Here is a 24005-nt window from a genome sequence, read left to right on the forward strand (position 1 = left end):
CCCGGAAGGAAGAGGAGTTCAGCATGGCGAAGACACCGATGACGCCCAGGACGCCGACGGGATCGAGGACCCGGACGACCGTCGTCTCGCTGATGGCCGTCGGAGCGCTGCTCGGCGCGGCCGGCGCCGCGACGGCCGACGACTCGGGGAAGAAGCCCTCCGGCGCGCCGACCGGTGACGGTGCCCACGCGCTGTGCAAGCGGGCACCGAAGATCGACAAGCGGATCGCCCGGATCCTCGACCGGCTGAACGGCGACGTCACCGAGCGCGGCTCGATCACGCGGCTGGAGAAGCGCGTCGCGAACGCGAAGTCGGCGGGGCACACGGAGATCGAGAAGTACCTCGACAAGCGGCTCACGCACCGCCGCTCCCTCGTGCCGGCCCTGGAGAACCGCCAGAAGGATCTGGCGTCCGTCGTGAAGTGGTGCAAGGCCAACAAGAACGGGGCGGACGCGTGATGCGCGCCCGGCATCTCGCCGTGGCCGTCGCCGCCGCGGCGCTGCTGCTGACCGGATGCGGCGGCCATGCGGACACCTCGGAGAAGCCCGCACCCGCCTCGTCCCCCACGGACCTCGCGCACCTGCAGAAGCTGGTGCACGGCGCGGAATCGGCGGCGCGTTCCGCGGAGTCGGTCATGGCCAAGGACTGACGGCTCCGGGAGGCGCCGGGAGTCCGGCCCCGCCCGCACCGGCGTACCCGCCGGCGCGCCCCCTGCCCGGCGATCCCGGGCAGGGGGCGCGTCGCGTGGTGGCCCGGCGGCTGCCGACGCGCCCCGCTCTGGACGAGGTCCTACATTGGAAGAAGCGGTGCTCGGTGGACCGATGAGCACACGGTGCGCGACATGACCTCCTCCGGTGAGAATCAGCCGCCGAAGCCCTCCCCCAAGCGGAGGTGCGCAGCCGGACCACAGCAGAGGTGATTCCGGTGACTGATGAGGCTCCGCTGATCGTCGTCGACGGCGCCGGTGTCGTCGTCCGATGGAGCCCCAGGGCGCAGGAACTCTGGCGGCGACCGGCGTCCGAGGCCGTGGGAAGGACGGCCCTGGACATGGTCATGCCCGAAGGCGAGGACCCCGACGACCCGCCGGAGCCCGGTTCCGGGACGTCCGGTGTCCGGGACCACGAGGGCAACCCCGTCGACCTGCGCGTCCGGCCGGTGCCGCTGCCCGACGGAGCCGCGGCCTGGGGAGTCTTCGAAGTGGCCGGCGACACCCCGGCCACCGGGCCGCGGGACGAGACGCCCGACACCAGGAACGCCGTGTTCGACGCCCTGCGCGCCAACGTCGTGGAGGCGTTCTTCGTCCTCGACGCGGACCTGCGCGTGCTCAACCTGAACAACCCGGCCGTCGCGCTGTGCGGCGTCACGGCGGACGAGGCCCGGGGCAGGCCGGTCGCCGAGGTGTGCCGGCCCTCCCGTCCGCAGGAGTTCGACGGCATCCTGCGGGAGGTCGTCACCTCGGACACGCCCGTCACGGACTACGTCGTACGCCTCGATCCCCTGGGCGGTGCGGGACCGGAGCGGTTCGTCCGGGCCTCCGCCTTCCCGCTCAAGCACGGGCGCGGAGCGGTCGTCTCCCTGACCGAGGTCACCGAGCACATGCGCACCGAGCGGCGCATCGAGACGCTCGCCTCGGTGCGGGAGCGGGTCGGGCGGAGTCTCGACGTCGTCGCCACCTGCGAGGAGCTGGTGGACGCCCTGGTGCCGGGGTTCGCCGACATCGCGGTGGTCGAGGTGGTCGACGCGGTGGTGCGGGGTGAGGATCCGCCGCTCAGTCCGCTGGGCCGCGAGGTGCCGCTGCGCCGGGCCGCGTTCCGCAACGGCGGCCCCGACCGGGCCGCGCAGGCCCATCCGCTCGGTGACGTCCGCGCGCTGCCGGCGCCGACTCCGTACTCGCAGGTGCTGAGCGACCTCACACCGCGGGCCGTCACCCTCGACGAGGACACTCCCTGGCTCGTCGCCGATCCGGAGCGGGCCCGTGCCATCCGCGCCTCCGGTGCCCGGATGCTGCTCACCGCGCCGCTCGCCGTGCGGGGCGCCGTCCTCGGCCTGCTGAGCCTGTACCGGGTTCGCCCGAACGACGTCTTCGACGCGAACGACGTGGCCCTCACGCACGAGCTGGCCACCCACACGGCGCTCAGTCTCGACAACGCGCGCCGCTACACCCACGAGCACACCATCGCGGCGGCCCTGCAACGCCATCTGCTCCCTCCGGACCCGCCCTCGCAGACGGCCATGGAGTTCGCGCAGCTGCATCTGCCGGCCGACGCGGGCGCGGGCACCTGGTTCGACGCGTTCAGCCTCCCGGGCGCGCGGACGGCACTGGCCGTGGGCGAGGTGGGCGGGAGCGGTATCGACGCCGCGACCGCCATGGGGCAGCTGCGCACCGTCGTCCGCTCGCTCGCGGCGCTCGACCTGGACCCCGACGAGCTGCTCGCCCGCCTCAACGACACCGTCGTACGTCTCGCGTACGAGCGTCAGGCGCTGCCGTCGGGTGATCCGCTGCACCAGGAACCGCTCAGGGCCAGTTGTGTGTACGTGGTGCACGATCCGCTGCGCGGTGTCTGCGCCATGGCCTCCGCCGGGCACCCCGCGCCGGTCGTCGCGCATCCCAGCGGGGTGATCCATGTTCCGGACCTTCCGACGGGACCGTTGCTCGGCAGCCGGGACGGGCCGCCCTTCGCCACGGCGTCCGTGCCGATGCGGGACGGCAGTGTTCTCGCCCTGTGGACGCCGTCCTTCCCGGCGTCCGACCGCGTGGGCGGACGCCCGTCGAAGCTGCTGCGCGAGGCGCTGACCCGGCTGGACCGGCCGCTGTCCGAGCTGCGGGACGACATCCTCTACCGGTTGCGCGGCACTCCGGGCACGCACGACGTGCTGCTCCTGCTGGCGCGCACCCGGGCGTTCCCCCCGGACCAGGTGGCGACGTGGCCGCTGGATCCCGTACCGGAGGCCGCCGCGACGGCACGGCATCACACGCAGCACCGGCTCAGGCTGTGGCGGGTGGGCGAGGAGACCGCGTTCGCGACCGAACTGATCGTCAGCGAGCTGGTGACGAACGCCGTGCGCTACGGGGCGGCGCCCGTCCAGCTCCGGCTCATCAAGGACTCGACCCTCACCTGCGAGGTGAGCGACGGCGGCGGCGCGGCCCCTCGGATCCGGCATGCCCGGACGGTCGACGAGGGCGGGCGCGGTCTGTTCATCTGCCAGGAGATGAGCCACAACTGGGGCATCCGCTACTCCGGGAACGGCAAGACGATCTGGACGGAACAGACGCTCCCCTAGGGCCTGTCCGGTCCGCGTACCCCACAGAGGGGACGCGGGCACTACCCCTGCGCGGCTCCCGCGGGCACGCCCGCGCCCGCGCACTCGACGTCGGCCCAGACGGTGTGCCCCTCGCTGGTCGGGACGTCCCCCCAGCTTCGCGCGAGGGTGTCCACGATCAGGAGTCCCCTGCCGCCGTCGGCCAGGGAGAACGAGGGATGACGCCAGGTCGCGCGCACGAGGCCGGCGTCGAGTCCGGTGCCGGAGTCGGCGACCTCGATGTGCACGAGGCGGCCCTGCGCCGTGCTGCTCAGGCTGAAGACCACCCGGACCGGCGGCACGCCGTGACCGAGGGCGTTGGCGAGCAGTTCACCGGTGACGAGGAGGATGTCATCGCCGGCGGTGCGCCCCAGCCCCCATTCGGCCAGCTTGCGCCGGAGGGCGCCGCGCTGCCCGCACAGAGCGGCCTCTCCCGCTGACGGGACCACACATTGCATATACGTAGATTCCATGATTTTTCATCCCTTATGTTCCCTCAAGGGAGATCCGTAGCCGCCGCGCCCGCGGATGGGGCGGAACCCGCGACGTCTCGGAACGGGACGACGGCCGGACGGCCCGGGCCGCCCGTCACGGCTGCCCGGCCAGGTCCCGCGCGACCTCGCGGGCGGCGCGTGCTCCGGACGCGAGGGCGCCCTGCACCGATCCCGTCGTCCGATGGTCCCCGCACACGTAGCGCCCCGCCGAGAGCCGGGCGGCACGGGTGAGCGGCTGGGGCGGGGGCATCGCGGGCAGGGCGTCGGGAATGGTCCGGACGGTCAGCGGTTCCCAGCCGGAGGTGTCCGTGCCGTACGCCTCGGCGAGCGCGTCGCGCAGCCAGACCTCCTGCCCCTCCTGCTCCGGGCCGAGGACCGAGGTGGCGATCAGCGACGTCCCGGGGGGCGCGTAGCCGGGAACCACCTCGCTGAGGACGCAGGTGTTGAGGAAGCGTCGGCGGGTGTCCGTCACCAGCGTGGGCTCGGCCAGCGGCGTGCTGGGCGCGGCGTGGTAGTACGTCGTCACGACACGGTAGGCCGGGAGGTCGAGGTCCGGCAGCAGACGGCCGGCGGGGCCCGGGCCCGTCGCCACGACCACGGCGCGCGCGGCGAGTTCGGACCCGTCGTCCAGCTCCACTCCGTCGTCGGAGAGACGTGCGACCGGCGTGTCGAGGCGCACGGTGTCCGGGGGAAGCGCGTCGGCCAGCCGACGCGGCACCGCCCCGATGCCCGCGCCGGGCAGGCACAGCGTGCCGCGGAGCATGCTGCGCCAGACGAGGTGGAACACCTTGCCGGAGGTCTCCAGTTGGTCCTCCAGGAACACTCCGGACAGGAAGGGCCGGAAGAACCGTTCCACGAACTCCTCGGAGAAGCCCGCCGAGGCCAGCGCCGTGCGGGTGGTGCGGTCCTCACCGCGTTTCAGGGAGCGCGCGGGGCCGAGCATGTCCCGGCCGGACAGGACCGCCAGCGCGATCAGGTCGCGGGTCCCCGCGAGTCGCCCCGGTCGCAGGTCGCCCAGGCGCCGGGGACCGCGGGTCGGGTCGCTGAAGCGCAGCGGACCGTCCGGGGTGTGGACCAGGACGCCGGGGGTGAAGGGACGCAGGCGCAGGTCGCGCAGCGGGAGCCGGCGCCGGACCTGCGGATAGGACGTGTTGAAGACCTGGAAGCCCCGGTCGATGACGAATCCGTCGTGCCGGTCGGATCGCATCCGGCCGCCCACCCCGTCCGACGCCTCCAGCACCCGGACGTCGTAGCCGTTCCCGGCGAGATCGTGGGCGCACGCCAGACCGGCGAGTCCACCTCCGACGACCAGGACATCGGGCACACCGCGCTTCGCGGTCATGGGCATCATCCTCCGAGCAGCCGGTCCGTCCGCGCGCCGGTGGGCGCGCTCTGGTCCGGGCGCACTCCGGCGTCCGTACGGCGACGGCCGCGCCCTCCTCGACCGATCTTCCCGTCGGGTCCGCCGGGCGGATGCGGGGCCACGCCGGGGCGGCCGTATCGGGTCCGGACACGGACGACGCCGGTGCCGCCCCTCTCGGGGGCGGCACCGGCACTCGCGTTCGGGTCAGTGGCCGGATCCGTAGTGACCGCCGAGCTGGTCGCGGTAGTGCGGATCACCGAGATGCTTCTCCTTGTCGAACTCCGGTGCCGACTTGATCTCGTCCTTGGTCCGCGCGACCTGGATGGTCCTGTCCTCGTGGCTGATCGACGTGATCGTCCCGGCGGGCAGCAGGACCTCCTTGCCGAAGATCCAGACGCCGGTGTCGACGACGATGTACTGAGAACCGACCTCGTCGGAGTGCTTGTCGACCTTGCCGATGTGGCCGTCCGTGGCCTCCACCTTGTAGCCGGTGAGGTCCGCGTCGGGCGTGTGACCGGCGGTCGGGCCGTAACCCCAAAGGTTCTCGTTCACGAAGAATTCCTCCAACTCCTGTGCGGGTGTGCGCTTCGGCTTCGTGCGGCGCACCCCCGGTGACCGGAGTCCGGTCACCCCTTCGCAGCGTGTCGTCCCGCTGGAGAGGACCGGGTGTCCCGTTCCCGGAGGCCGACACCCCTTGTCCGGCGATTTCTCCATTGCGCCACACGGAAGGCGGGCGGCTCCTCGCGGACACGCGTGTTCGCGGGTTTCGCGGGCATCCGGATGCCCTTGGCGATGGGCCTCCCGGAGGAGAGCTGTCATGTATCTGGCACGTATGCACGGTGGTGGGACGGCCGACGGGCAGGCCTGGCTGTGGGCACTGGGGGCTCTCGCGCTCTACTGCCTGATCAGCTACGGCCTTCAGTACCGGACGCGGGCCCGGCGCGGCTCCAGCCGTCCCGCCCGGGACGCACTGCACGACCTCAAGGACCGCGAGGAGCCGCAGTCCCCCGGTCAGCACTTCGCCAGCCGCATGATCATGCTGGGGGGCGGCGCCCTGGTCGGACTGGTCGCCTTCCTCACGTCCGGGGGTCTGCGCGTCGCCGCGGTGGCGTTGACCGCGGTGGTGGCCGTGACGGCCTGGGCCTTCTACGACCACCGTGCGGAGTCCCGCTCGCTGGAGCACGGCTGAAGCGACCGGCCCGCTCCGCGCCCGCCACGCTCGGGGGCGTGAGCGGCGGCACACCCAGGGGGACGAACGATTGCGGCCCCGCCTCGCGGTCCAGGGGGGCGGGACGGCGGGCGGGGCCGAGTGCTCGGGGGTGCCGGGGGGGGAGGCAACCACGAGCTGACCTTCTTGTGCCCTCTCCCTCCCGCTTCATGCACGGGAATGTCCGGTCGCGTTCGAGGCCCCCGCCGACACGGGGCCTGACCGGCCGGAACACCGCTCCCTGGCCGGATTCGCCGCGGGATCGGACCCTTCGGCGAAGCCCGCACGACCGGGCCGGCGCACGGTATCCGCCAATAGCGGAGGCTCGCCCGGACCGGCATGCCCCGCCTGACGCCGTCAGGCACCGGTTCCGCGTCACCCGGTCATCGCAGGGCGGTCCACGAAAACGGCAGCCGCGCACGGCACCTCCACACCGGGCACACCGGTCGTCCACTTCCGGCCGCCAGTGACACTCCGTGGCCGTACGGGGGCAGACGGTGCGTGCGCCGCCTGCCTAGCCTCCCGGGCCATGCGATCAACACAGCCGAGACGCCTCGGTCTCACCTCCGCCCTCGCCCTCGCCTTCGCCCTCGTCATGGCCCTCTTCGGATCGGCTCCCACCGCGAGCGCGGCCGACCCCGCCCCGGCCGACCTGACGTTCACCAGCGACAGCGCCACGACCACCCCCGGCGGCACGGTGAACCTCTCGATGACGATCACCAACCACCGGACGTACGACGTGTGGTTCGTCTACCAGACGATCGAACCAACCTGGCTGACCACCCAGCGTCCCGATCTGAAGTACACCTTCAGCGGCTGCACCCTGGCCACGGCCACCGGCAGCGTTCCGTGTTCGGGCACCGGGCCCACCAACCTCGGCCCGAACTACGGGTCCACCATCCCGCCCGGCCAGAGCCGTACCGTCACGCTGACCCTCCAGGTCGCCGCCGACTCCGGCTGCAACGGGAACATCGGCTTCTACTCGTACTACTACGCCGAGTTCAGCGACAGCACGAGCACCAGCGGCGGGCCGGCGTACACGCCCGAGACCCGCGTGCTCTGCGCCTGATCCCTCACCTTCAGGGGCGGCCGGCCCGCGCGACGCGCGCGGACCGGCCGCCCCTCGGCATCGGTTCGCCGTCAGGAGCGATGCGCCCCGGGAGAGGATGAGGGTGACCTAAAACCGATCACTCACCCTGATGACCCCCGTGGTCTGGACCACTGGCACCACGTTCGGGCGGACTCCGGTGTTCCAGATCCGCCACTCCTCAAGGCGGGGCCAGCACAGGCGCCCCCGCCGGCCTTCACGCCGCGTGCGCCCCGGCGGTCAATGCATCCTCAACTGGCCTTCTCGTGGCGTCTGTTGGATACCTGCTCTTTTCCGTCATGTTTCGCAGCAGGCGCACGAAAGCTACACAGAGACATCACTATGTGACGCGACGAGAGCGTTGACGACCGACGTCTGAGGGGGGCGGTGGCGTCACGCCAGGGGGTGGTCCGCTCCATGGGAGCAGCACTCACCCCTGCCCGGGGAGGGGACTTCACCGCATGAAGCGGACCATTCGCACGACCGCGCTCACGGTCGGCGCGCTCATTGCCTCGCTCGGCTTACCCGCCGGCACGGCACACGCCGATCCGGTCGCACCCCGCATCGATCTGCGGGTGCTGATCGTGAGCGACGGCGGACCCGCGACCGACGCCATCGCCGCCGAACTGGACACCGCCGGAACGCCGTACACCGAGGTCGACCTGGCGCAGTCGGGCCGCCCGGTCATCGACGCCGGATTCCTCGCGGACACCGTCGCCGGCGTCCCGCGGGCCAGGTTCCAGGCGGTCGTCCTGCCCAACGACAACCCGTTCGCGGCGAACTCCGCCGAGATGGCGGCCCTCGCGGCGTACGAGCAGACGTTCGCGATCCCGCAGGTCGACGCCTACACCTACGCCCGTCCCGAGGCCGGGCTCCAGTACCCGGTCACCGGCGGCTACTCGGGCAGCCTCGACGGAGTGCGCGCACAGGTCACGGCCGCCGGCAAGGCCGGGCCCTTCGGCTATCTGGACGGCGCCGTCCCGTTCGAGGACAACTCGCCCGACGTGGGCGAGAGTTACGCGTACCTGTCGGCGCCCGCGGCGGGGGCCGACTTCACGCCCTACGTCGACGCGCCGATCCCCGGAGGCTCCTCGCGCGGCTCCCTCGTGGGCGAGTACCGGCACGACGGCCGCCGCGAACTGGTCGTCACGTTCGTGTACAACCAGTACCAGCAGCAGTTCCGGCTGCTGGCGCGCGGCATCGTGGAGTGGATGACGCAGGGCGTGCACCTCGGCGCCTCGCGCAACTACTTCGCCGTCCACGTCGACGATGTCTTCGCCGGTGACGACCGCTGGGACACGACGCTCAACTGCACCCCGGGCGACATCGACTGCCCGCAGGGCGCAGGCGTGGCCAACCCGATCCGGATGACCCCGGCGGACGTCGACCACGCGGTCGCCTGGCAGACCGGACAGAACTTCACCCTCGACCTCGCGTACAACGGCGCGGGCAGTGTCGACCAGCGCGAGGACAACAACGGCGCCGACCCGCTGGCGGACAGGCTCATCGCCGACCGCGACCGGTTCCGCTGGATCAACCACACCTTCACGCACGCGTTCCTCGGCTGCGAGCAGGACGTCAGCGTGCTGCCCTGGAGATGCGCCACCACCGCGGACGGCAGCACCTCATGGGTGTCGCGCACCGCCGTCTCCGACGAGATCGCCGCCAACCGCTCCTGGGGACAGACCGCCGGACTGCCGCTGGACAACCAGGAGTTGATCACCGGTGAGCACTCCGGTCTGAAGCTCTCGCCGCAGCAGCCCGTCGACAACCCCAACCTGGCGCCGGCGCTCGCCGACAACGGCGTCACCTGGCTCGGCTCCGACAACTCCCGTGAGACCGGCCAGCGTCAGGTCGGCCCCGCCACCACCGTCCCGCGCTACCCGATGAACGTCTTCTACAACGCGGGCCGGGCGGCCGAGCAGGTCGACGAGTACAACTGGATCTACACCAGCCGCGCCCAGGGCGGCAGCGGCATCTGCGAGGACCACCCGGACACCTCGACGTGCCTGCCGGCGCCGCTGAGCACCAGCACGGGCTACGCCGACCACATCGTGCCGCTGGAGACCCGGATCGACCTCGGCCACGTGCTCTCCAACGATCCGAAGCCGCACTTCATCCACCAGTCCAACCTCGCCGAGGAGCGCATCGCGTACCCGGTGCTCGACGGGGTCCTCGACGGCTACAAGGACCTGTTCGCGGACGACACCCCGGTGGTGAACCTGCGGATGAAGGACATCGGCGTCGAGCTGCGGCGCCGCGCCGTGTGGAAGGCGGCCGTGGCCTCCGGTCAGGTGAGCGCCTACCGCGTCGGCGACACCGTCACCGTGCAGGCGCCGAACGGCGTCGCGATCACCGCCACCGCGCCCGCCGGCACCAGGTCGGGCGCCGCGGACTTCGGCACGGCGTACGCGGGCGCGGTCTCGGGATGGACGGCCTCGGCCGGCTCACCCGTCACGCTCGGCCTGCCGTCGGGCACGCCCGCGCTGTCCGCGGCCGTCCGCGCGAAGCGGCAGCCCGCGACCAGCGGCACCCCGCGCACCCGCGTACCGGCGGGCGTCAGCGAACAGGTCCCCTTCGCCCCGGACAACTGAGCGGCGCACCGACCGAAGGTCCCGGCCGCACCCTGGGCGGCCGGGACGGGCACGACCACCCCACACCTCGGCCGTGGAGCACACCGATGCACGTTCCCCGCGGCGCGCGCGATCCCAACGCGACGCGCGTCACCCTGCTCACCGAAGGCACCTACCCGCACAGTCACGGCGGCGTCAGCGTCTGGTGCGACCAACTCGTCGGCGGTATGCCCGACATCACGTTCGAGGTCGTCGCCGTGACCGGCACCGGCCGCGAGCCCGTCGTCTGGGACATCCCCGCACACGTGGCGGACGTCGTGGCGGTCCCCATGTGGGGGCCCGCACCCGACGGCCGTCCGCCCCGCGGCCGCCGCCGCAATCAACTCGCCGCTGCCTACGAACAGTTCCTGACCTCCCTGCTCGACCCGTGTGCGGAGGAACGGTTCCCCGCGGCGTTGTACGCGATGGCGCGCGCCGCGGCGGACGGCATGCTGAGCCCCTTCCTGCGCGGCGACCACGCGATCCGCGTGCTGACCGGTGTGTGGAACCGTCCGGGCCTCGCCGTGCGGGAGGCCCGGCCGACCCTGCACGACGCCCTGACCGCGACCGCCCTGCTCGAACACGCGCTGCGCCCGCTGGCCGCGCCGCTGCCCGAGCACGGAGTGGCCCACGCGGTCAGCGGCGGCGTGGCCGCGCTGCCGGGCCTCGCCGCCCTCGAACAGCACGGCGTACCACTGCTGCTGACCGAGCACGGCGTCTACCTGCGCGAGCGCTATCTCGGCTACCGCACCGGGCCGTACCGCTGGCCGGTGAAGGCCGTCGTCCTCGGCTTCTTCCGGCTGCTCGCGGAGGAGACGTACCGGCGGGCCGCGCTGATCACCCCCGGCAACCGGTACAACCGGCTGTGGGAGGAGCAGGGCGGTGCCGCGCCCGAGGCGATCCGGACGGTGTACAACGGCGTGGACCCCGCGGCCTTCCCGCCGGCGGGTCCGGAGCCGGAGCCACCGACCCTCAGCTGGGCCGGCCGGGTCGACCCGATCAAGGACCTGGAGACGCTGATCCGCGCGTTCGCCCTGGTCCGCGAGCAACTCCCGGACGCCCGGCTGCGGTTGTTCGGCGGCACACCGCGTGGGGGTGAGGCCTACCGGGAACGGTGCGAGGCGCTGGCCGCCCGACTCGGTCACGCGGACGCCGTCACCTTCGAGGGACGGGTCGAGGACATCAGGGACGCGTACGCCGCGGGCAACGTGGTGATGCTCTCCAGCATCAGCGAGGGCTTCCCGTTCACCCTGATCGAGGCCATGTCGTGCGGGCGGGCGACGGTGTCCACGGACGTGGGCGGGGTGCGCGAGGCCGTCGGCGACAGCGGTCTCGTCGTACCGCCGCGGGATCCGGATGCCATGGCGGCCGCCGCCCTGGAACTGCTCGGCGACCCCGCCCGCCGGCGCGCCATGGGTGAGGCCGCCCGGCTGCGGGTCATCGAGCAGTTCACGCTGCGTCAGACCGTCGACACCTTCCGGTCCATCTACCTGGAGCTGTCGGCCCTCGGCCGGTACGTCCCCGGTGTTCCCGGGACGGCCGGAGCCCCGCTCACCTCGGTGGGCGCCGAGGTGGTCCCGTCGAGACCGAGGAGCCTGGCCGGATGAGCGGACCGATGGCCCTCGAACCCGGCGGCGCGCAGGACACCCTGTCCCTGCGGACCGCCGGTGACCGCCCCGCCCCGCGCGCGCCGGAGGGCGGCACCCGCCAGGACGCGGTCGACCTGCTCGCGGCCGAACTGGCCGACGGCATCGGGCCGGCCGTCCACCCGTACGAGGTGGCCGCTCTGCTGGAGTCGGAGGGACTGACCGCCGAGGTCATCCAGGAACGGTACGGACACCCGAACCTCTTCTCCCTCGCGTCCGCCCTGTACGAGCGCGTGCCGCGTACGTTCCCCGAGCCGGCCAGGCCCGCGAACCCCTGGCGACCCGATCATGTGCGCTGCGCGCTGCGCGGGGCGCTGTTCGCCCTGCCGGGCCTGGCCTATCCGCTCACCGGCCCGCTGTGGCACGCGGGCCGCGACCTCCGCGTCCTGGTGGTGGCCGGCCTGGTCTCCTGGGCCTGGGGCCAGGCACTCGGGCACCGCGCCTACCTGCGGATGACCACGGGCCGCCGCGAGGCCGGCCGCACCCTCCTCAAGGGGGCGCCGCTCGGCGCGCTCACCGCGACCGCGGCCGGATCACTGATCGCCGGATCCGGCACGGCGGTCGCGGTGGCGGCGGCGCAGTCCGTGTATCTCGCGGCGGCCGGGGTGCTGCTGGTACTGGGCGGGGAGCGGCTGCTGCTGGCCGCGCTGGGCCCGCTCGTCGGCGGCGCCCTCGCCCTGCCCTGGTGGGAACCGGGAGACACCCTGCGGCTCACGCTCCCGTTGCTGTCGGTGCTCGGCGCCGTCGCTGCGGCGGGCTGGGTGCTGCGCGCCGTCCTGGCCACCGCCCCGGCCCCCGGCGGCGCCCGCCCGGCGCTCCTGCGCTCCCTGCCGTACGGCCTGTTCGGACTCTCGGCCGGGATCCTGGTCCTGCTGGAGGGGCGGCAGCATCCGTACGCCGTGATCGTGCTGACGGTCAGCATGGGTCCGGCGGAGTGGCTGCTGTACCGGTACCGCGGGATGTCGGTGGCGGCGTTGCGGGCGACCGCGACCCCGGCCGCCTTCCTGCTGCGCTCGGCGGGCGTCCTCGGGCTCTGTCTGCTCCTCTACGTCCTGCCGCTGCTGCCCGCCGCCCTGCTCACCGGAGCGGAACCGGCTCCGCTGCTGCTGCTCGCGGCCACGCTCTGGATCGCGCTGCTGCTCCAGGCCTTCGGGGTGGCCTGGCCGCCGGCCGCGGTCTGTCTCGCGGCGGCCGGCGGGGCCGCCGCGGCCGCGGTGCTCCGCTCCCCGCCGACCGCACTCGCGCTCTCCGTGTTCTGCGGCATGGCCGCCCTGTGTCTGACGGCCTGTGCCGTGCGGCTGCTGGGGCGGCCCGCCCCGCACGCCTGACCACCGCCCGCGGAACGCCCGGACCACCGCGTCCGCGGGACCGCCGCACGCACCGGAAACACCTCCGCACCGCCCGAGCAACCGACCGGAAGGAACCACGAGTTGACCTCCGCACCGCTCGCCGCCGTCACCGGAGCCGAGGGTTTCATCGGCTCCCACCTCACCGAGGCGCTGGTCGCCTCCGGGCACCGGGTGAGGGCGATGGCCCAGTACAACTCCTTCTCCTCGTACGGCTGGCTGGAGACCCTGAGCGCCGACGTCCTGGAGCACGTCGAGATCGTCCTCGGCGACGTCCGCGACCCCGGCTCGGTCCGGGGGCTTGCCGAAGGCGCGGACTGCGTCTACCACCTGGCCGCGCTCATCGCGATCCCGTACTCCTACCAGGCGCCGCACAGTTACGTGGACACCAACGTGACCGGCACCCTCAACGTGCTGGAGGCGGTGCGCGCCCTCGGCACGCCCCGGCTGGTGCACACCTCCACCAGCGAGACCTACGGCACCGCGCAGACCGTTCCGATCACCGAGGACCACCCCATCAACACGCAGTCCCCGTACGCCGCTTCGAAGGCGGGCGGGGACAGGCTCGCGGACAGCTACCACGCGAGTTTCGGCACACCGGTGGTCACCCTGCGGCCGTTCAACACCTTCGGCCCTCGTCAGTCCATGCGCGCGGTCATCCCGACCGTCATCGGCCAGGTGGCCGCGGGCGAACGCACCATCACCCTCGGCGACCTGCGTCCGACGCGCGACTTCACGTTCGTGCGGGACACCGCGCAGGCGTTCCTCGCGGTGGGCACGGCGCCCGCCGAGCAGGTCGTCGGCCGCACCTTCAACGCCGGTACGGGCGGGGAGATCTCGGTCGGCGACCTGGTCGCCCTGATCGGCAAGGTGATGGACACCGCCCTCGACGTGCGCGAGGACGCACAGCGCGTCCGGCCGCCGAACTCCGAGGTGATGCGTCTGGTCGCCGACGCGACCCGGCTCACCGCGGCGACCGGCTGGAGCCCGGCCCACCAGCTCGAACAGGGGCTCGCGCACACCGTGGAGTTCTTCCGCGACCCGGCGAACCTCGCCCGCTACAAGACCGGCATCTACAACATCTGACCCGTCCGGCACGACCACGAAGGAGGAGCCCCATGCACGCTGTGATTCTCGCAGGAGGCAAGGGCGTCCGGCTGCGGCCCTACACGACCGCGCTGCCCAAGCCGCTCGTGCCCATCGGCGACCAGCACGCGATCCTGGAGATCGTGCTCCGCCAGCTCGCCTCGGCCGGGTTCACCGGCTGCACCATCGCGATAGGCCATCTCGGGGAGATCATCCGCGCCTACGTCGGCGACGGCTCCCAGTGGGGTCTGGCCGTCGACTACGCCACGGAGGAGAGCCCCCTCGGCACCATGGGGCCGCTGCTCACCATGCGGGAACGGCTCCCGGAGTCGTTCCTCGTGATGAACGGCGACGTGCTCACCGATCTGGACTTCGCCGATGTCCTGGTCCAGCACCGGAGTTCGGGCGCGCCGCTGACCATCGCGACGTACGCGCGCAAGGTGCACATCGACTTCGGTGTGCTGACCACCGCCGACAGCAAGGTGGTGGCCTTCACGGAGAAGCCGAGCATGGACTACCGCGTCTCGATGGGTGTGTACGGTCTGTCCCGGTCCACGCTCGACGGCTACACCCCGGGACTGCCGCTGGGCTTCGACGAGTTGGTCCTCGACCTGCTGCGGAGCCGGAACGAGCCGCACGCCTACGACTTCGAGGGGTACTGGCTCGACATCGGCCGCCCGGACGACTACGACCGGGCGAACGCCGAGTTCACCACCCGCAAGTCTCTGTTGCTCAAGGGAGCCTGACCGCCGTATGCGCATTCTCGTCCTGGGCCACACCGGCTATCTGGGCGGCCATGTCGTCGAGCACCTGCGCGCCCTGCCGGGCGTGCGGGTGTTCGGCGGCGGCCGCTCGCCCGGCGCGGAGTTCGGCGTCGACCTCGCCACCGACGGCCGGGAGCGGCTGGCGGCGACGCTGGCCGAGGCCGCGCCCGACGCCGTGATCAACTGCGCCGGGGCCACCGGCGGTGACGCCGTAACCCTCGCCGAGGTCAACTCCCGTGGCCCGGCGGTACTTTGTGCGGCGCTGCGCGAAGCGGCGCCGGCCGCGCGGCTCGTCCACCTGGGCTCGGCGGCCGAGTACGGACCCGGCGTCCGCGGCAGCGCCGTCACCGAGTCGGCGGCGACCCACCCGCTCACCCCCTACGGGGCCACCAAGCTGGCCGGGACGGTCACCGTCAGCGTGTCCGGGCTGGACGCGGTCGTGCTGCGGGTGGGCAACCCGGTGGGACCCGGCGCACCCTCGGCCGGCCTTCCGGGCCGGATCGCGGGGCTGTTGCGCGCGGCCGGGGCGGACCCGGACGCGGTGATCCGGCTGGGCGACCTGTCGGCGTACCGCGATTTCGTGGACGTACGCGACGTGGCGCGGGCGGCGGTGGCCGCGGCGAAGGCCCCGGGGCCGCTGCCCCGGATCCTCAACATCGGCGCGGGCAGGGCCGTTCCGGTGCGGGACCTGGTGGGCGGGCTGGCCCGCGCGTCCGGGTTCCGGGGACGGATCGAGGAGAAGGGCGCCGGCTCCGACCGCTCCGGCGCGGTGTCGTGGCAGTGCTCCGACATCACGGCCGCGGCTGAATCCCTGGGCTGGCGCCCCGCGTCGACCCTCGACGACTCGTTGACCGCGCTCTGGGCATCCGTGTCGGAGGCCGCCCGGGTCGGGCGGCCGGAAGGCGACCAGGTGCGATGAGCCTGCTGATCCCGCTGTATGTGCACCCGAGTGAGGACCCCGGCGCCTGGCACCGTCTCATCACGTCGGCCGACCGTACCTACGGTGTGGTCATCAACCCGGCGGACGGGCCGGGCGCGGGCCCCGATCCGGCGTTCACCGCGGCGACCGGCGCGCTCCGGGCGGCGGGCGCCCGGCTGCTCGGCTATGTCGACACGGACTACGGCGCGCGCGATCCGGACGAGATCGCGGACGAGGTGCTGCGCCACCGCGACTGGTACGGCACCCAGGGCTGCTTCCTCGACCGGGTGGCCTCGACCCCCGAAGCGTTGCCGGTCTTCAAGCGGCTGGTGCAGAGCGTCCGCCGGCTGGGCGCGGCGCCCCTGGTCCTGAACCCGGGCGTCCACCCCGCTCCGGGGTACGCCCGTCTCGCGGACCTGCTCGTCACGTTCGAGGGCCACTGGTCCACGTACGTCGCGGCGTTCAGCAGACCGGAGTGGACCGCCCGGCACCCGTCCGAGCGGTTCTGCCATCTCGTCTACGGCGTCCCGGAGGCACTGGTCCCCCTCGCGGTACGCACCGCCCGCGACCGCGGAGCGGCGGTGACGGGCCCGGTGACAGGCGAACTCCCCAACCCGTGGTCCCGACTGACGCCGGCCTTGAGTACACCGGAGTCCTGAGGGGCGAGGAGCGGCCGGATCCGGTACGGGGCGCTCCGCTGGAGGGGCCCCGGTCCGGGCATTCGCATGATTCACCGAAGCGCCTCCTTTCCCGCGCTTTGATGGCATGTCTCGGTCAAATCTGCCACGCTTCCGGGAGCCGTCGTCCTGACCCCAGGGCGGCGGGACGGACATCTCACCAAGCGATCGCGCGCACCCGCGCGCGGCCCGCGGCCGTCCACCCGGCGCACCCCAGTCGTCGCGGGCGGCCACCGAGCAGGCCGGAATCCGGCCGCCTCAAAGGAGTTTCGTGTGAGACCAACCCCCCGCAAGGCCATCGTGGCACGCCTCCTCAGCGTCGCCGCCCTGGCCGCCGTCTGCCTCCCCAGCGCCCCCGCCGCGGCCGCGTCGCACGCGACCCCGGCGGCGGCAGCCGCCTGCACCCCGGCCCAGGTCGTCACCAACGGCGGCTTCGAGAGCGGAACGTCGCCCTGGACGCAGTCGTCGACGAGCGTGATCACCAACCGCTCGGGACAGTCCGCCCACGGCGGCAGCAGCTTCGCCTGGCTGGACGGTGTCGGCAGCACCCACACGGACACGCTCTCGCAGAGCGTGACGATCCCCTCCGGGTGCAGCAGCGCCAGTCTGACCTTCTGGCTGCACATCGACACGGCCGAGACGACCTCGTCGACGGCGTACGACAAGCTCACCGCCAAGATCGGCAGCACCACGCTGGCGACATACTCGAACCTCAACAAGGCCTCCGGGTACACCCAGAAGTCGTTCGACGTGTCGGCGTTCGCCGGTCAGACCGTGACCGTCGCGTTCACGGGCACCGAGGACTCCAGTCTGCAGACCAGCTTCGTCCTCGACGACATCGCCCTCAGCACCTCGGGTGACACGACCCCACCGGCCGACTCCGTCCGCACCCCCGCGGCCCCGGCGTACACGGTCAGCCTGAGCAGCAACACCAGCGGCACCGTCTGGACCGGTCACGAGAGCGCGACCTTCACCAACGCCTCGTCCACCGCGCTCAGCGAGGTGTACCTGAGGCTGTGGGACAACTACCACGGCACGTGCACCGCGCCGCCGATCACCGTCAGCAACGTCACCGGGGGCACCGCGGGCGCCCTCTCCGTCGCCTGCACGGCCCTGAAGATCACGCTGGCGTCGCCGCTGGCCCAGGGTCAGAGCACGTCGATCGGCTTCGACCTGGGCATCGCCGTGCCGAGCGGCGCCGACCGCTTCGGCTACGACGGCGCGTTCAGCTTCATCGGCAACGCCCTGCCGGTGCTCGCGGTGAAGGACGGCGCGGGCTGGCACCTGGACCCGTACACGAACAACGGCGAGTCCTTCTACTCGCTGGCGGCCGACTTCAAGGTCACCCTGGACCACCCGACGAGCCTGCTCGTCCCGGCGACCGGCACCTCGGTCGACACCCCCGGCTCCAGCGGACGCACCGTCACCACGGCCACCGCGTCCAAGGTGCGTGACTTCGCCTGGGCGGCGGGCCCGTTCACCAAGATCTCGGGCACCTCCCCCGCCGGCACGGCCGTCAACGTCTACTCCGTCTCGGGCATCAGCTCCGCCAACGCCCAGTCGATGCTCACCACCGCCAAGTCCGCGGTGGACGCGCACGCGGCACGTTTCGGGGCCTACCCGTACGGCGAGCTGGACGCGGTGATCGACAACAACTTCTGGTTCGGCGGCATGGAGTACCCCGGGTTCGTCCTCGACCTGGTGAGCACCACCGCGCTGACGCACGAGATCGGTCACCAGTGGTTCTACGGCATCGTCGGCGACGACGAGTACAACAGCCCCTGGCTGGACGAGGCGTTCACCGACTACGCCACCGACCTCGCACAGAACAAGACCGGCGCCAGTTGCTGGAACAGCGTCTCCTGGGCCTCGTCCGCCGAGAAGATCACCAACTCGATGGCGTACTGGGACGCGCACTCGTCCCGCTACTCCACCGTCATCTACGGCTACGGCAAGTGCGCCCTGCACGACCTGCGGCGTCTCCTCGGTGACACCGCCATGGCCAAACTCCTGAAGGACTACGCCACTTCGCACTGGTACGGGGTGTCGACCACGGCCGAGTTCAAGGCGGCGGCGCAGGCCGCCACGGCCACGGACCTGACGTCCTTCTGGACGACCCACCGCATCGAGGGCTGAGCCTCGCGCCGATCCGCCGCGGTGTCACCCCCGGGTGTCGCCGCGGCGGATCCGCTCGCGCGTCATCCCGCCCCGTTCTCCTGGGCGTTGCCGAGGATCTTTCCGGCCAGGGCGGTGACCTGGGCGCGCTCACCGGTGGTCAGTGACGCCGTCAGACCCGCGATCTCGCGTCCCATCTCAGCGGTGCAGCGGCCCGTGAGTTCCCGGCCCGCGTCCGTCAGTTCGACCAGAACGGCCCGGCCGTCGTCGGGCGACGGGATGCGCCGGACCAGACCGCGTTTCTCCGCGCGGGAGACCAGGCCGGTCATCGAGGACTTGTCCAGGCCCAGCAGCCGGGCGAGTTCGAGCATGCCGGGCCTGCGGTCGCGCAGGATGCCGAGCAGGCGGACCTGGATCAGGGAGAGCTCGTGCTCGGACGCCATGCGCGCCAGCACGCCCTGCACCAGGAACGACAGCTGGACCAGGGCGTCGACGGTGTCTCCCTGTTCGGCGGCGCCCCCCTGTTCGACAGCCTCCGGCTCGCGGGCCGGTTCCCTGGTGTGCCCGACGGGCATGGCGGTTCCCCCTCCTGGTTCGGGCGCGGTCCGGTTCGGGTGCGACACGCGGGCGCGGTGTGCAGGACGCCCTCCGGGCCGGACGCCGGGGCGACCCCCACGGAGCCGACCGACCCCACTCGGTACGTGACCCAAACTACCTTGACTTAGTACGTGCCGCAAACTACCGTCCAAGTAGTACGTGACACAAACCAAATAGCCGGGTCCTCTCGCGACGGTTCGCCCGCGTCCACAAGGGTCCGGCCCGGCCCAGGAGGCACCCCATGCACGCCGCTGTCGTCCACTCCTTCGACGCTCCGCCCCGTTTCGACGTCTTCGACACCCCCGCGCCCCGGAGTGAGCACGAGGTGCTCGTCGACGTCCTCGCGGCCGGTCTCCACCCCCGTGTCCGCTCCGCCGCCGACGGCTCCCACTACACCTCGGACGGCGTGCTGCCCCTGGTCCCGGGCGTGGACGGCGTCGGCCGCACCGACCGGGGCGAGCTGCTCTACTTCGTCGCCGCGGACGACGTGCCGGGCACCATGGCCGAGCGGGCCGTCGTCGACCGCCGCCGCGCCGTCGCCCTGCCGGACGGTACCGACCCGGTCGCGGTGGCCGCCGCGATGAACCCGGCCATGTCCTCCTGGATCGCCCTGCGCCGCCGCGTCTCCCTCCGGCCGGGCGCCGGTGTCCTGGTGCTGGGGGCGACCGGCAACGCGGGGCAGCTCGCCGTCCAGATCGCCCGTCGGCTCGGCGCGGGCCACGTCGTCGCCGCCGGACGCGACGGCGAGCGGCTCGACCTGGTGTCCCGGCTCGGAGCGGACGACACCGTCTCGCTGCTGGGCGAGCCCGAGGAGGTCGCCGAGCGGCTCGCCGCGAGCGCCGCCGACGTGGACGTCGTCATCGACTACCTGTGGGGGCCGGCCGCCGAACAGGCCATGCCCGCGCTGCTCACCGCGCGCACGGAGCGCGCCAGGGCGCTGGCCTGGATCCAGATCGGGTCCATGGCCGGCGCGGAGATCACCCTCCCGTCCTTCCTGCTGCGTGCCGCCAACCTCCAGATCATGGGGAGCGGCCAGGGCTCGGTCACCACCGCCGGGATCGTCGCCGAACTCCCCTCTCTCGCGGCGGAGATCGCCTCGGGCACCCTCGCCGTCGACCCGCTCGTCCTCCCGCTCTCGGAGGTGGAGCGCGCCTGGAGCACACCGACCGCCCCCGGACAGCGCCTCGTGCTGGCTCCGCACTGACCGCACCCGGTATGCCCTCGGCCTTCCCGGAGTGCGCCGGGCGGGCATGGGCCGCCCGGTCGGGGGCAGGTTCCGCCACACGGCGGCTCCCGGTCCGGGGGCGCGGCGCCGATCATGGTCGAACGAGCCGCCGGGCTCAGCGCGAGGAGACGTCATGCTGCTGGTACCGCCCCCGTTCGACCCCGACCTCGCGGCCGCCCTCGCCGCGGTCGGCCCGTCGGCACCGTCCGGGCTGAGCCTGGAGGAGATCACCGCCCTGCACGCCGGACCGGACATCGCGGTGCCCGCGTTCGACCTCACGCAGGACGGCGCCTTCGTGACCACCGACCGGACGGCGCCGGGACCCGAAGGCGCCCCCGACGTCTCCCTGTTCGTGGCGACGCCCGCGGCGCCTCCCCAGGACGGTCAGCCACGTCCCGTGATCTACCACGCCCACGGCGGCGGCATGATCCTCGGCAACAACCGGGCCGGGGTGGAGGTCGTCCTGGAGTGGGCGACGGAACTGGACGCGATCGTGGTGTCCGTCGAGTACCGGCTGGCGCCCGAACACCCCTATCCGGCGGGGGTGGAGGACGTCTACGCCGGGCTCCTGTGGACGGCGCGGCATGTGGCGGAGTTCGGCGGCGATCCCGAGCGGATCGTCGTCGCGGGCGCCAGCGCGGGCGGCGGTCTGACCGCGGCGCTCGCCCTGCTCAGCCGGGACCGCGGGGGCCCACGGGCGATCGGCCAGGTCCTCATGTACCCGATGCTCGACGACCGCAACGACACCCCGTCCGCGTACCAGATGGCGGGCGTCGGCGCGTGGGACCGTACGGCCAACGAGACCGCCTGGACCGCCGTGCTGGGCGACGCCCGAGGCGGCCCGGACGTCCCCTCCTACGCGGCTCCCGCCCGGGCCACCGACCTCGCCGGGCTGCCGCCGGCCTTCCTCGACGTCGGCTCCGCGGAGACCTTCCGGGACGAGGTCGTCGACTACGCGTCTCGGATCTGGCAGGCTGGCGGCGTCGCCGAACTGCACGTGTGGCCGGGCGGCTTCCACGGCTTCGACTCCTTCGCCCCGGACACCCCGCTCTCCCGCACCGCCCGCGCCGCGCGGATCACCTGGCTGCGCAGACTCCTCGCACCCTGACCGGCGGGCCGGGTCCCCGCGGGCCCACGGGTCAGACGGGCAGGAGGCGGCCGATCAGTGCGCTGAGCTGCTGGGCGTTGCGGCACTCGTGCATCTCCACGAGTTCCGCGTAGGCGGGAGCCACGGAGTCACCCGTGCCCCACTGCGAACGCGCCTCGGGATTCAGCCAGTAGACGCGGCGGGCCTGCCGGGTGAGCCGGCGGACCGCGGGCAGGTTCGGGTCGCTGTTGTTCGTGCGGGCGTCGCCGAGCACGAACACGGTCGTCCGGGGGCCGACCGCGCCGGAGTACCGCTCGGTGAACTCACCGAACGGCACCCCGTAGTCGCTGCTGTCGTGCCAGCCGGTGAGCGTGGCCTCCGTATTGATCCGAGCGCCCAGCCCGTCCGGGTCGGCGGCGCCGTGCACGAGCAGCCCGGTCACCTCGTCGACCCGGTTGACGAAGGCGAAGACCCGCACCTTGCTGAACTGGTCGTGCAGCGCCTGCACCAGCAGCATCGTGAAGTCGGAGAAGCCCGAGACCGAGCCCGACACATCGCACAGCAGCACCAGTTCGGGGCGTACCGGGCGCCGTCGGCGCAGCACCGGACGCATCGGCACCCCGCCGGTGGACAGCGATCCGCGCAGGGTCCGCCGCAGGTCGATGGTGCCGCGCCGGGCCCTGCGGCGGCGCGCGGCGAGCCGGGTGGCGAGCTTGCGCGCGAGCGGCTGGACGACCCGGCGCAGCTCGGCGAGGCGGTCGCGGCCCGCGAACAGGAAGTCGACGCGGTCGGCGGTCGTGGCCACCGCGCGCCGGGCGATCTCGTCACGGTCGCGCCGCTCGGCGACCCGGCGGCGCGCCTCCGAGGCCACCAGCCGGCGGAACGCCTCGATGCGCCCCCTGATCTCGTCCTCCAGCAGCCGGTCGGTGAATCCCGGCGCCCCGCCCTCCGAGCGCACCGTGTCCCGTACCCGGGCCATCAGCGTCTGCGGACGGAGCCGGTCGAGCGTCTGGTACGACGACCAGCCGTCCGTGGCGGTCGTGCCGCCGTATCCGCCGAAGCCGTCGACCGCCTCCATCGCCAGCCGTGCCATGAGCGCGCGGTCGTCGGCGGCCAGCGCGGCGGCGAGCCGGTTCCGCAGGTCCTCCCGGTCCGCGGGCGCCGGGGCGTCGGGGGCTCCGACGCCCCGGGGGAAGTAGACGTCGAAGACGGGGTCGAACACCCGCCGCTGTCCCGGGTTGTGCAGGAGCGTGGCCGCGAGTCCCTCCCGGAGCAGGTCGCGGTCCGCGAGGCCGAGCGCCTCGACGGCCTGCGCGGCGTCCACGGTCTCCCCGGTGCCGATCCGCACGCCGTGCGAGCGCAGCGCGCCGACCAGTCCGGTCAGCCGGTCCGCGACACCGGCCGCCGGGCCGGCGCCGGTCACACGGCACCCAGGTCGAGCTTGGCCGCCGCCTTCAGGATGTCGTCCTGGTGCTTGAGGAGCACGCCGAGGCTGTCGCGCACGACGTCCTCGTCGAGGGTGTCGGCGCCCAGGGCGAGCAACGTGCGGGCCCAGTCGATGGTTTCGGCGACGGACGGGACCTTGCGCAGGTCCATCTCGCGCAGCGCGCCCACGACCCGCACCACCGACTCCGTGAGCGCCCGGTCGAGGCCGGGCACCTTCAACCGGACGATGCGGCGCTCCAGCTCCTCGTCGGGGAAGCCGATGTGAAGGAACAGACAGCGGCGGCGCAGCGCCTCGGACAGTTCACGGCTCGCGTTCGAGGTGAGCACCACGAAGGGCCGGCTGGTCGCGGCGATGGTGCCCAACTCCGGGACGGTGACCTGGAAGTCGCTGAGCACTTCGAGGAGCAGTCCCTCGACCTCGACATCGGCCTTGTCCGTCTCGTCGATCAGCAGGACCTTCGGATCGTCCCCGCGGATGGCGGTCAGCAGGGGACGCGGCAGGAGGAACTCCTCGCTGAAGATGTCCGTCCGCGTCTCGTCCCAGCTCTCGTCGCGCCCGGCACTGATGCGCAGCAGCTGCTTGGCGTGGTTCCACTCGTACAGCGCCCGGGACTCGTCGACGCCCTCGTAGCACTGGAGGCGCACCAGCCGGGCCCCGGCCACCTGGGCGACGGCCTTGGCCAGCTCCGTCTTGCCGACTCCGGCGGGGCCCTCCACGAGGAGGGGCTTGCCGAGCCGGTCGGCCAGGAAGACCGTCGTCGCGACGGCGGGCGAGGCGAGATAGCCCGTCCCGGCGAGGCGTGCGGAGACGTCGTCGACGGATGTGAACAGCAACGGTGCCTCCAGCGCGCGGACGAGCTCGGACTCACTATCTAAGCGCTTGTTCAGGTCACCTGTCACGTGTGACGACGCCCACGGCCGCGCGGGCCCGGCCCCTCATGGAGGAGAGCGCGGTGCGGACGATTCGAGCACCGTCGAATCATGTGGCGTCGGGGCGGACCCGTATGGCATCAAGGAGGCAGGGCCGCGGCGGC

21 protein-coding genes are annotated in these 24005 nt (G+C 72.8%); 15 read left to right on the top strand and 6 right to left on the bottom strand.

Annotated elements, in window-relative coordinates; genetic code table 11:
• Positions 1–23: 23 nt before the first annotated feature.
• From OG406_RS06000 to OG406_RS06010, 3 genes are all read left to right on the top strand, one after another.
• A complete protein-coding gene (locus OG406_RS06000; RefSeq protein ID WP_267049266.1) occupies positions 24–458 on the top strand; it encodes a hypothetical protein in 435 nt (144 codons plus the stop codon).
• Positions 458–649: a hypothetical protein gene (locus OG406_RS06005; RefSeq protein ID WP_329184517.1), complete on the top strand. Its 192-nt coding sequence runs from the start codon at positions 458–460 to the stop codon at positions 647–649. The genes OG406_RS06000 and OG406_RS06005 overlap by 1 nt, the downstream gene beginning before the upstream one ends.
• Before the next feature lie 275 nt (positions 650–924).
• Positions 925–3282 carry an ATP-binding SpoIIE family protein phosphatase gene (locus OG406_RS06010; RefSeq protein ID WP_267049264.1) on the top strand — a complete coding sequence of 786 codons (2358 nt, stop codon included), beginning with the start codon at positions 925–927 and terminating at the stop codon, positions 3280–3282.
• A 41-nt stretch (positions 3283–3323) separates the two neighbouring features.
• On the opposite strand, the gene OG406_RS06015 is transcribed toward OG406_RS06010, so the two are convergent.
• The 3 genes from OG406_RS06015 to OG406_RS06025 form a co-directional block, all read right to left on the bottom strand.
• Positions 3324–3773, bottom strand: coding sequence for an ATP-binding protein (locus tag OG406_RS06015; protein WP_329184518.1), 450 nt, complete (start codon positions 3771–3773; stop codon positions 3324–3326).
• A 115-nt stretch (positions 3774–3888) separates the two neighbouring features.
• A complete protein-coding gene (locus OG406_RS06020; protein ID WP_443067054.1) occupies positions 3889–5136 on the bottom strand; it encodes an NAD(P)/FAD-dependent oxidoreductase in 1248 nt (415 codons plus the stop codon).
• Positions 5137–5361: 225 nt separating this feature from the next.
• A complete protein-coding gene (locus OG406_RS06025; protein WP_081221959.1) occupies positions 5362–5709 on the bottom strand; it encodes a PRC domain containing protein in 348 nt (115 codons plus the stop codon).
• A gap of 265 nt (positions 5710–5974) precedes the next feature.
• On the opposite strand from OG406_RS06025, the gene OG406_RS06030 reads away from it, so the two are divergent.
• The 10 genes from OG406_RS06030 to OG406_RS06075 all read left to right on the top strand — a co-directional run bounded on the left by OG406_RS06030 (position 5975) and on the right by OG406_RS06075 (position 18637).
• Positions 5975–6346 carry a hypothetical protein gene (locus tag OG406_RS06030; protein ID WP_164372137.1) on the top strand — a complete coding sequence of 124 codons (372 nt, stop codon included), beginning with the start codon at positions 5975–5977 and terminating at the stop codon, positions 6344–6346.
• A gap of 547 nt (positions 6347–6893) precedes the next feature.
• Positions 6894–7433: a hypothetical protein gene (locus tag OG406_RS06035; RefSeq protein WP_266850775.1), complete on the top strand. Its 540-nt coding sequence runs from the start codon at positions 6894–6896 to the stop codon at positions 7431–7433.
• Between the two features lie 479 nt (positions 7434–7912).
• Positions 7913–10045: a hypothetical protein gene (locus OG406_RS06040; RefSeq protein WP_329184524.1), complete on the top strand. Its 2133-nt coding sequence runs from the start codon at positions 7913–7915 to the stop codon at positions 10043–10045.
• An 86-nt stretch (positions 10046–10131) separates the two neighbouring features.
• On the top strand, positions 10132–11670 hold the full coding sequence (gene pelF / locus OG406_RS06045) for a GT4 family glycosyltransferase PelF (protein ID WP_329184526.1): 1539 nt from the start codon (positions 10132–10134) through the stop codon (positions 11668–11670).
• Positions 11667–13037, top strand: a complete 1371-nt coding sequence (locus OG406_RS06050) for a hypothetical protein (protein WP_329184528.1) — start codon at positions 11667–11669, stop codon at positions 13035–13037. The genes pelF and OG406_RS06050 overlap by 4 nt, the downstream gene beginning before the upstream one ends.
• A gap of 102 nt (positions 13038–13139) precedes the next feature.
• Complete coding sequence (locus OG406_RS06055) at positions 13140–14141, top strand: GDP-mannose 4,6-dehydratase (RefSeq protein ID WP_164372218.1); 1002 nt, start codon at positions 13140–13142, stop codon at positions 14139–14141.
• A gap of 32 nt (positions 14142–14173) precedes the next feature.
• On the top strand, positions 14174–14887 hold the full coding sequence (locus OG406_RS06060) for a nucleotidyltransferase family protein (RefSeq protein WP_164372217.1): 714 nt from the start codon (positions 14174–14176) through the stop codon (positions 14885–14887).
• A 7-nt stretch (positions 14888–14894) separates the two neighbouring features.
• Complete coding sequence (locus tag OG406_RS06065) at positions 14895–15824, top strand: NAD-dependent epimerase/dehydratase family protein (RefSeq protein WP_329184533.1); 930 nt, start codon at positions 14895–14897, stop codon at positions 15822–15824.
• Positions 15821–16483 (top strand): spherulation-specific family 4 protein, encoded by a 663-nt coding sequence (locus OG406_RS06070; protein WP_164372215.1) that lies wholly within the window; start codon positions 15821–15823, stop codon positions 16481–16483. The genes OG406_RS06065 and OG406_RS06070 overlap by 4 nt, the downstream gene beginning before the upstream one ends.
• A 291-nt stretch (positions 16484–16774) precedes the next feature.
• Complete coding sequence (locus tag OG406_RS06075; protein WP_329184535.1) at positions 16775–18637, top strand: M1 family aminopeptidase; 1863 nt, start codon at positions 16775–16777, stop codon at positions 18635–18637.
• Positions 18638–18699: 62 nt separating this feature from the next.
• Here OG406_RS06075 and OG406_RS06080 read toward each other — a convergent pair whose 3' ends face one another.
• Positions 18700–19191, bottom strand: a complete 492-nt coding sequence (locus OG406_RS06080) for a MarR family winged helix-turn-helix transcriptional regulator (protein WP_266850791.1) — start codon at positions 19189–19191, stop codon at positions 18700–18702.
• A gap of 263 nt (positions 19192–19454) precedes the next feature.
• Here OG406_RS06080 and OG406_RS06085 point away from each other — a divergent pair, with 263 nt between their 5' ends.
• Together OG406_RS06085 and OG406_RS06090 are read left to right on the top strand one after the other, a co-directional pair.
• The gene (locus tag OG406_RS06085) at positions 19455–20417 is read left to right on the top strand and encodes a quinone oxidoreductase family protein (RefSeq protein ID WP_164372212.1); all 963 of its coding nucleotides are present in this window, start codon (positions 19455–19457) and stop codon (positions 20415–20417) included.
• Between the two features lie 154 nt (positions 20418–20571).
• The gene (locus tag OG406_RS06090) at positions 20572–21546 is read left to right on the top strand and encodes an alpha/beta hydrolase (protein WP_329184539.1); all 975 of its coding nucleotides are present in this window, start codon (positions 20572–20574) and stop codon (positions 21544–21546) included.
• Positions 21547–21577: 31 nt separating this feature from the next.
• Here the strand turns inward: OG406_RS06090 and OG406_RS06095 are convergent, their stop codons facing one another.
• Entirely contained in the window at positions 21578–22948 is a 1371-nt protein-coding gene (locus tag OG406_RS06095) for a vWA domain-containing protein (RefSeq protein WP_266617980.1), read from the bottom strand.
• On the bottom strand, positions 22945–23802 hold the full coding sequence (locus OG406_RS06100; RefSeq protein WP_164372342.1) for an AAA family ATPase: 858 nt from the start codon (positions 23800–23802) through the stop codon (positions 22945–22947). Before OG406_RS06100 ends, OG406_RS06095 begins: the two co-directional genes overlap by 4 nt.
• Positions 23803–24005: the final 203 nt, after the last annotated feature.

The sequence above is a fragment of the Streptomyces sp. NBC_01428 genome, assembly GCF_036231965.1.
In the GTDB taxonomy this organism is placed as follows: domain Bacteria; phylum Actinomycetota; class Actinomycetes; order Streptomycetales; family Streptomycetaceae; genus Streptomyces.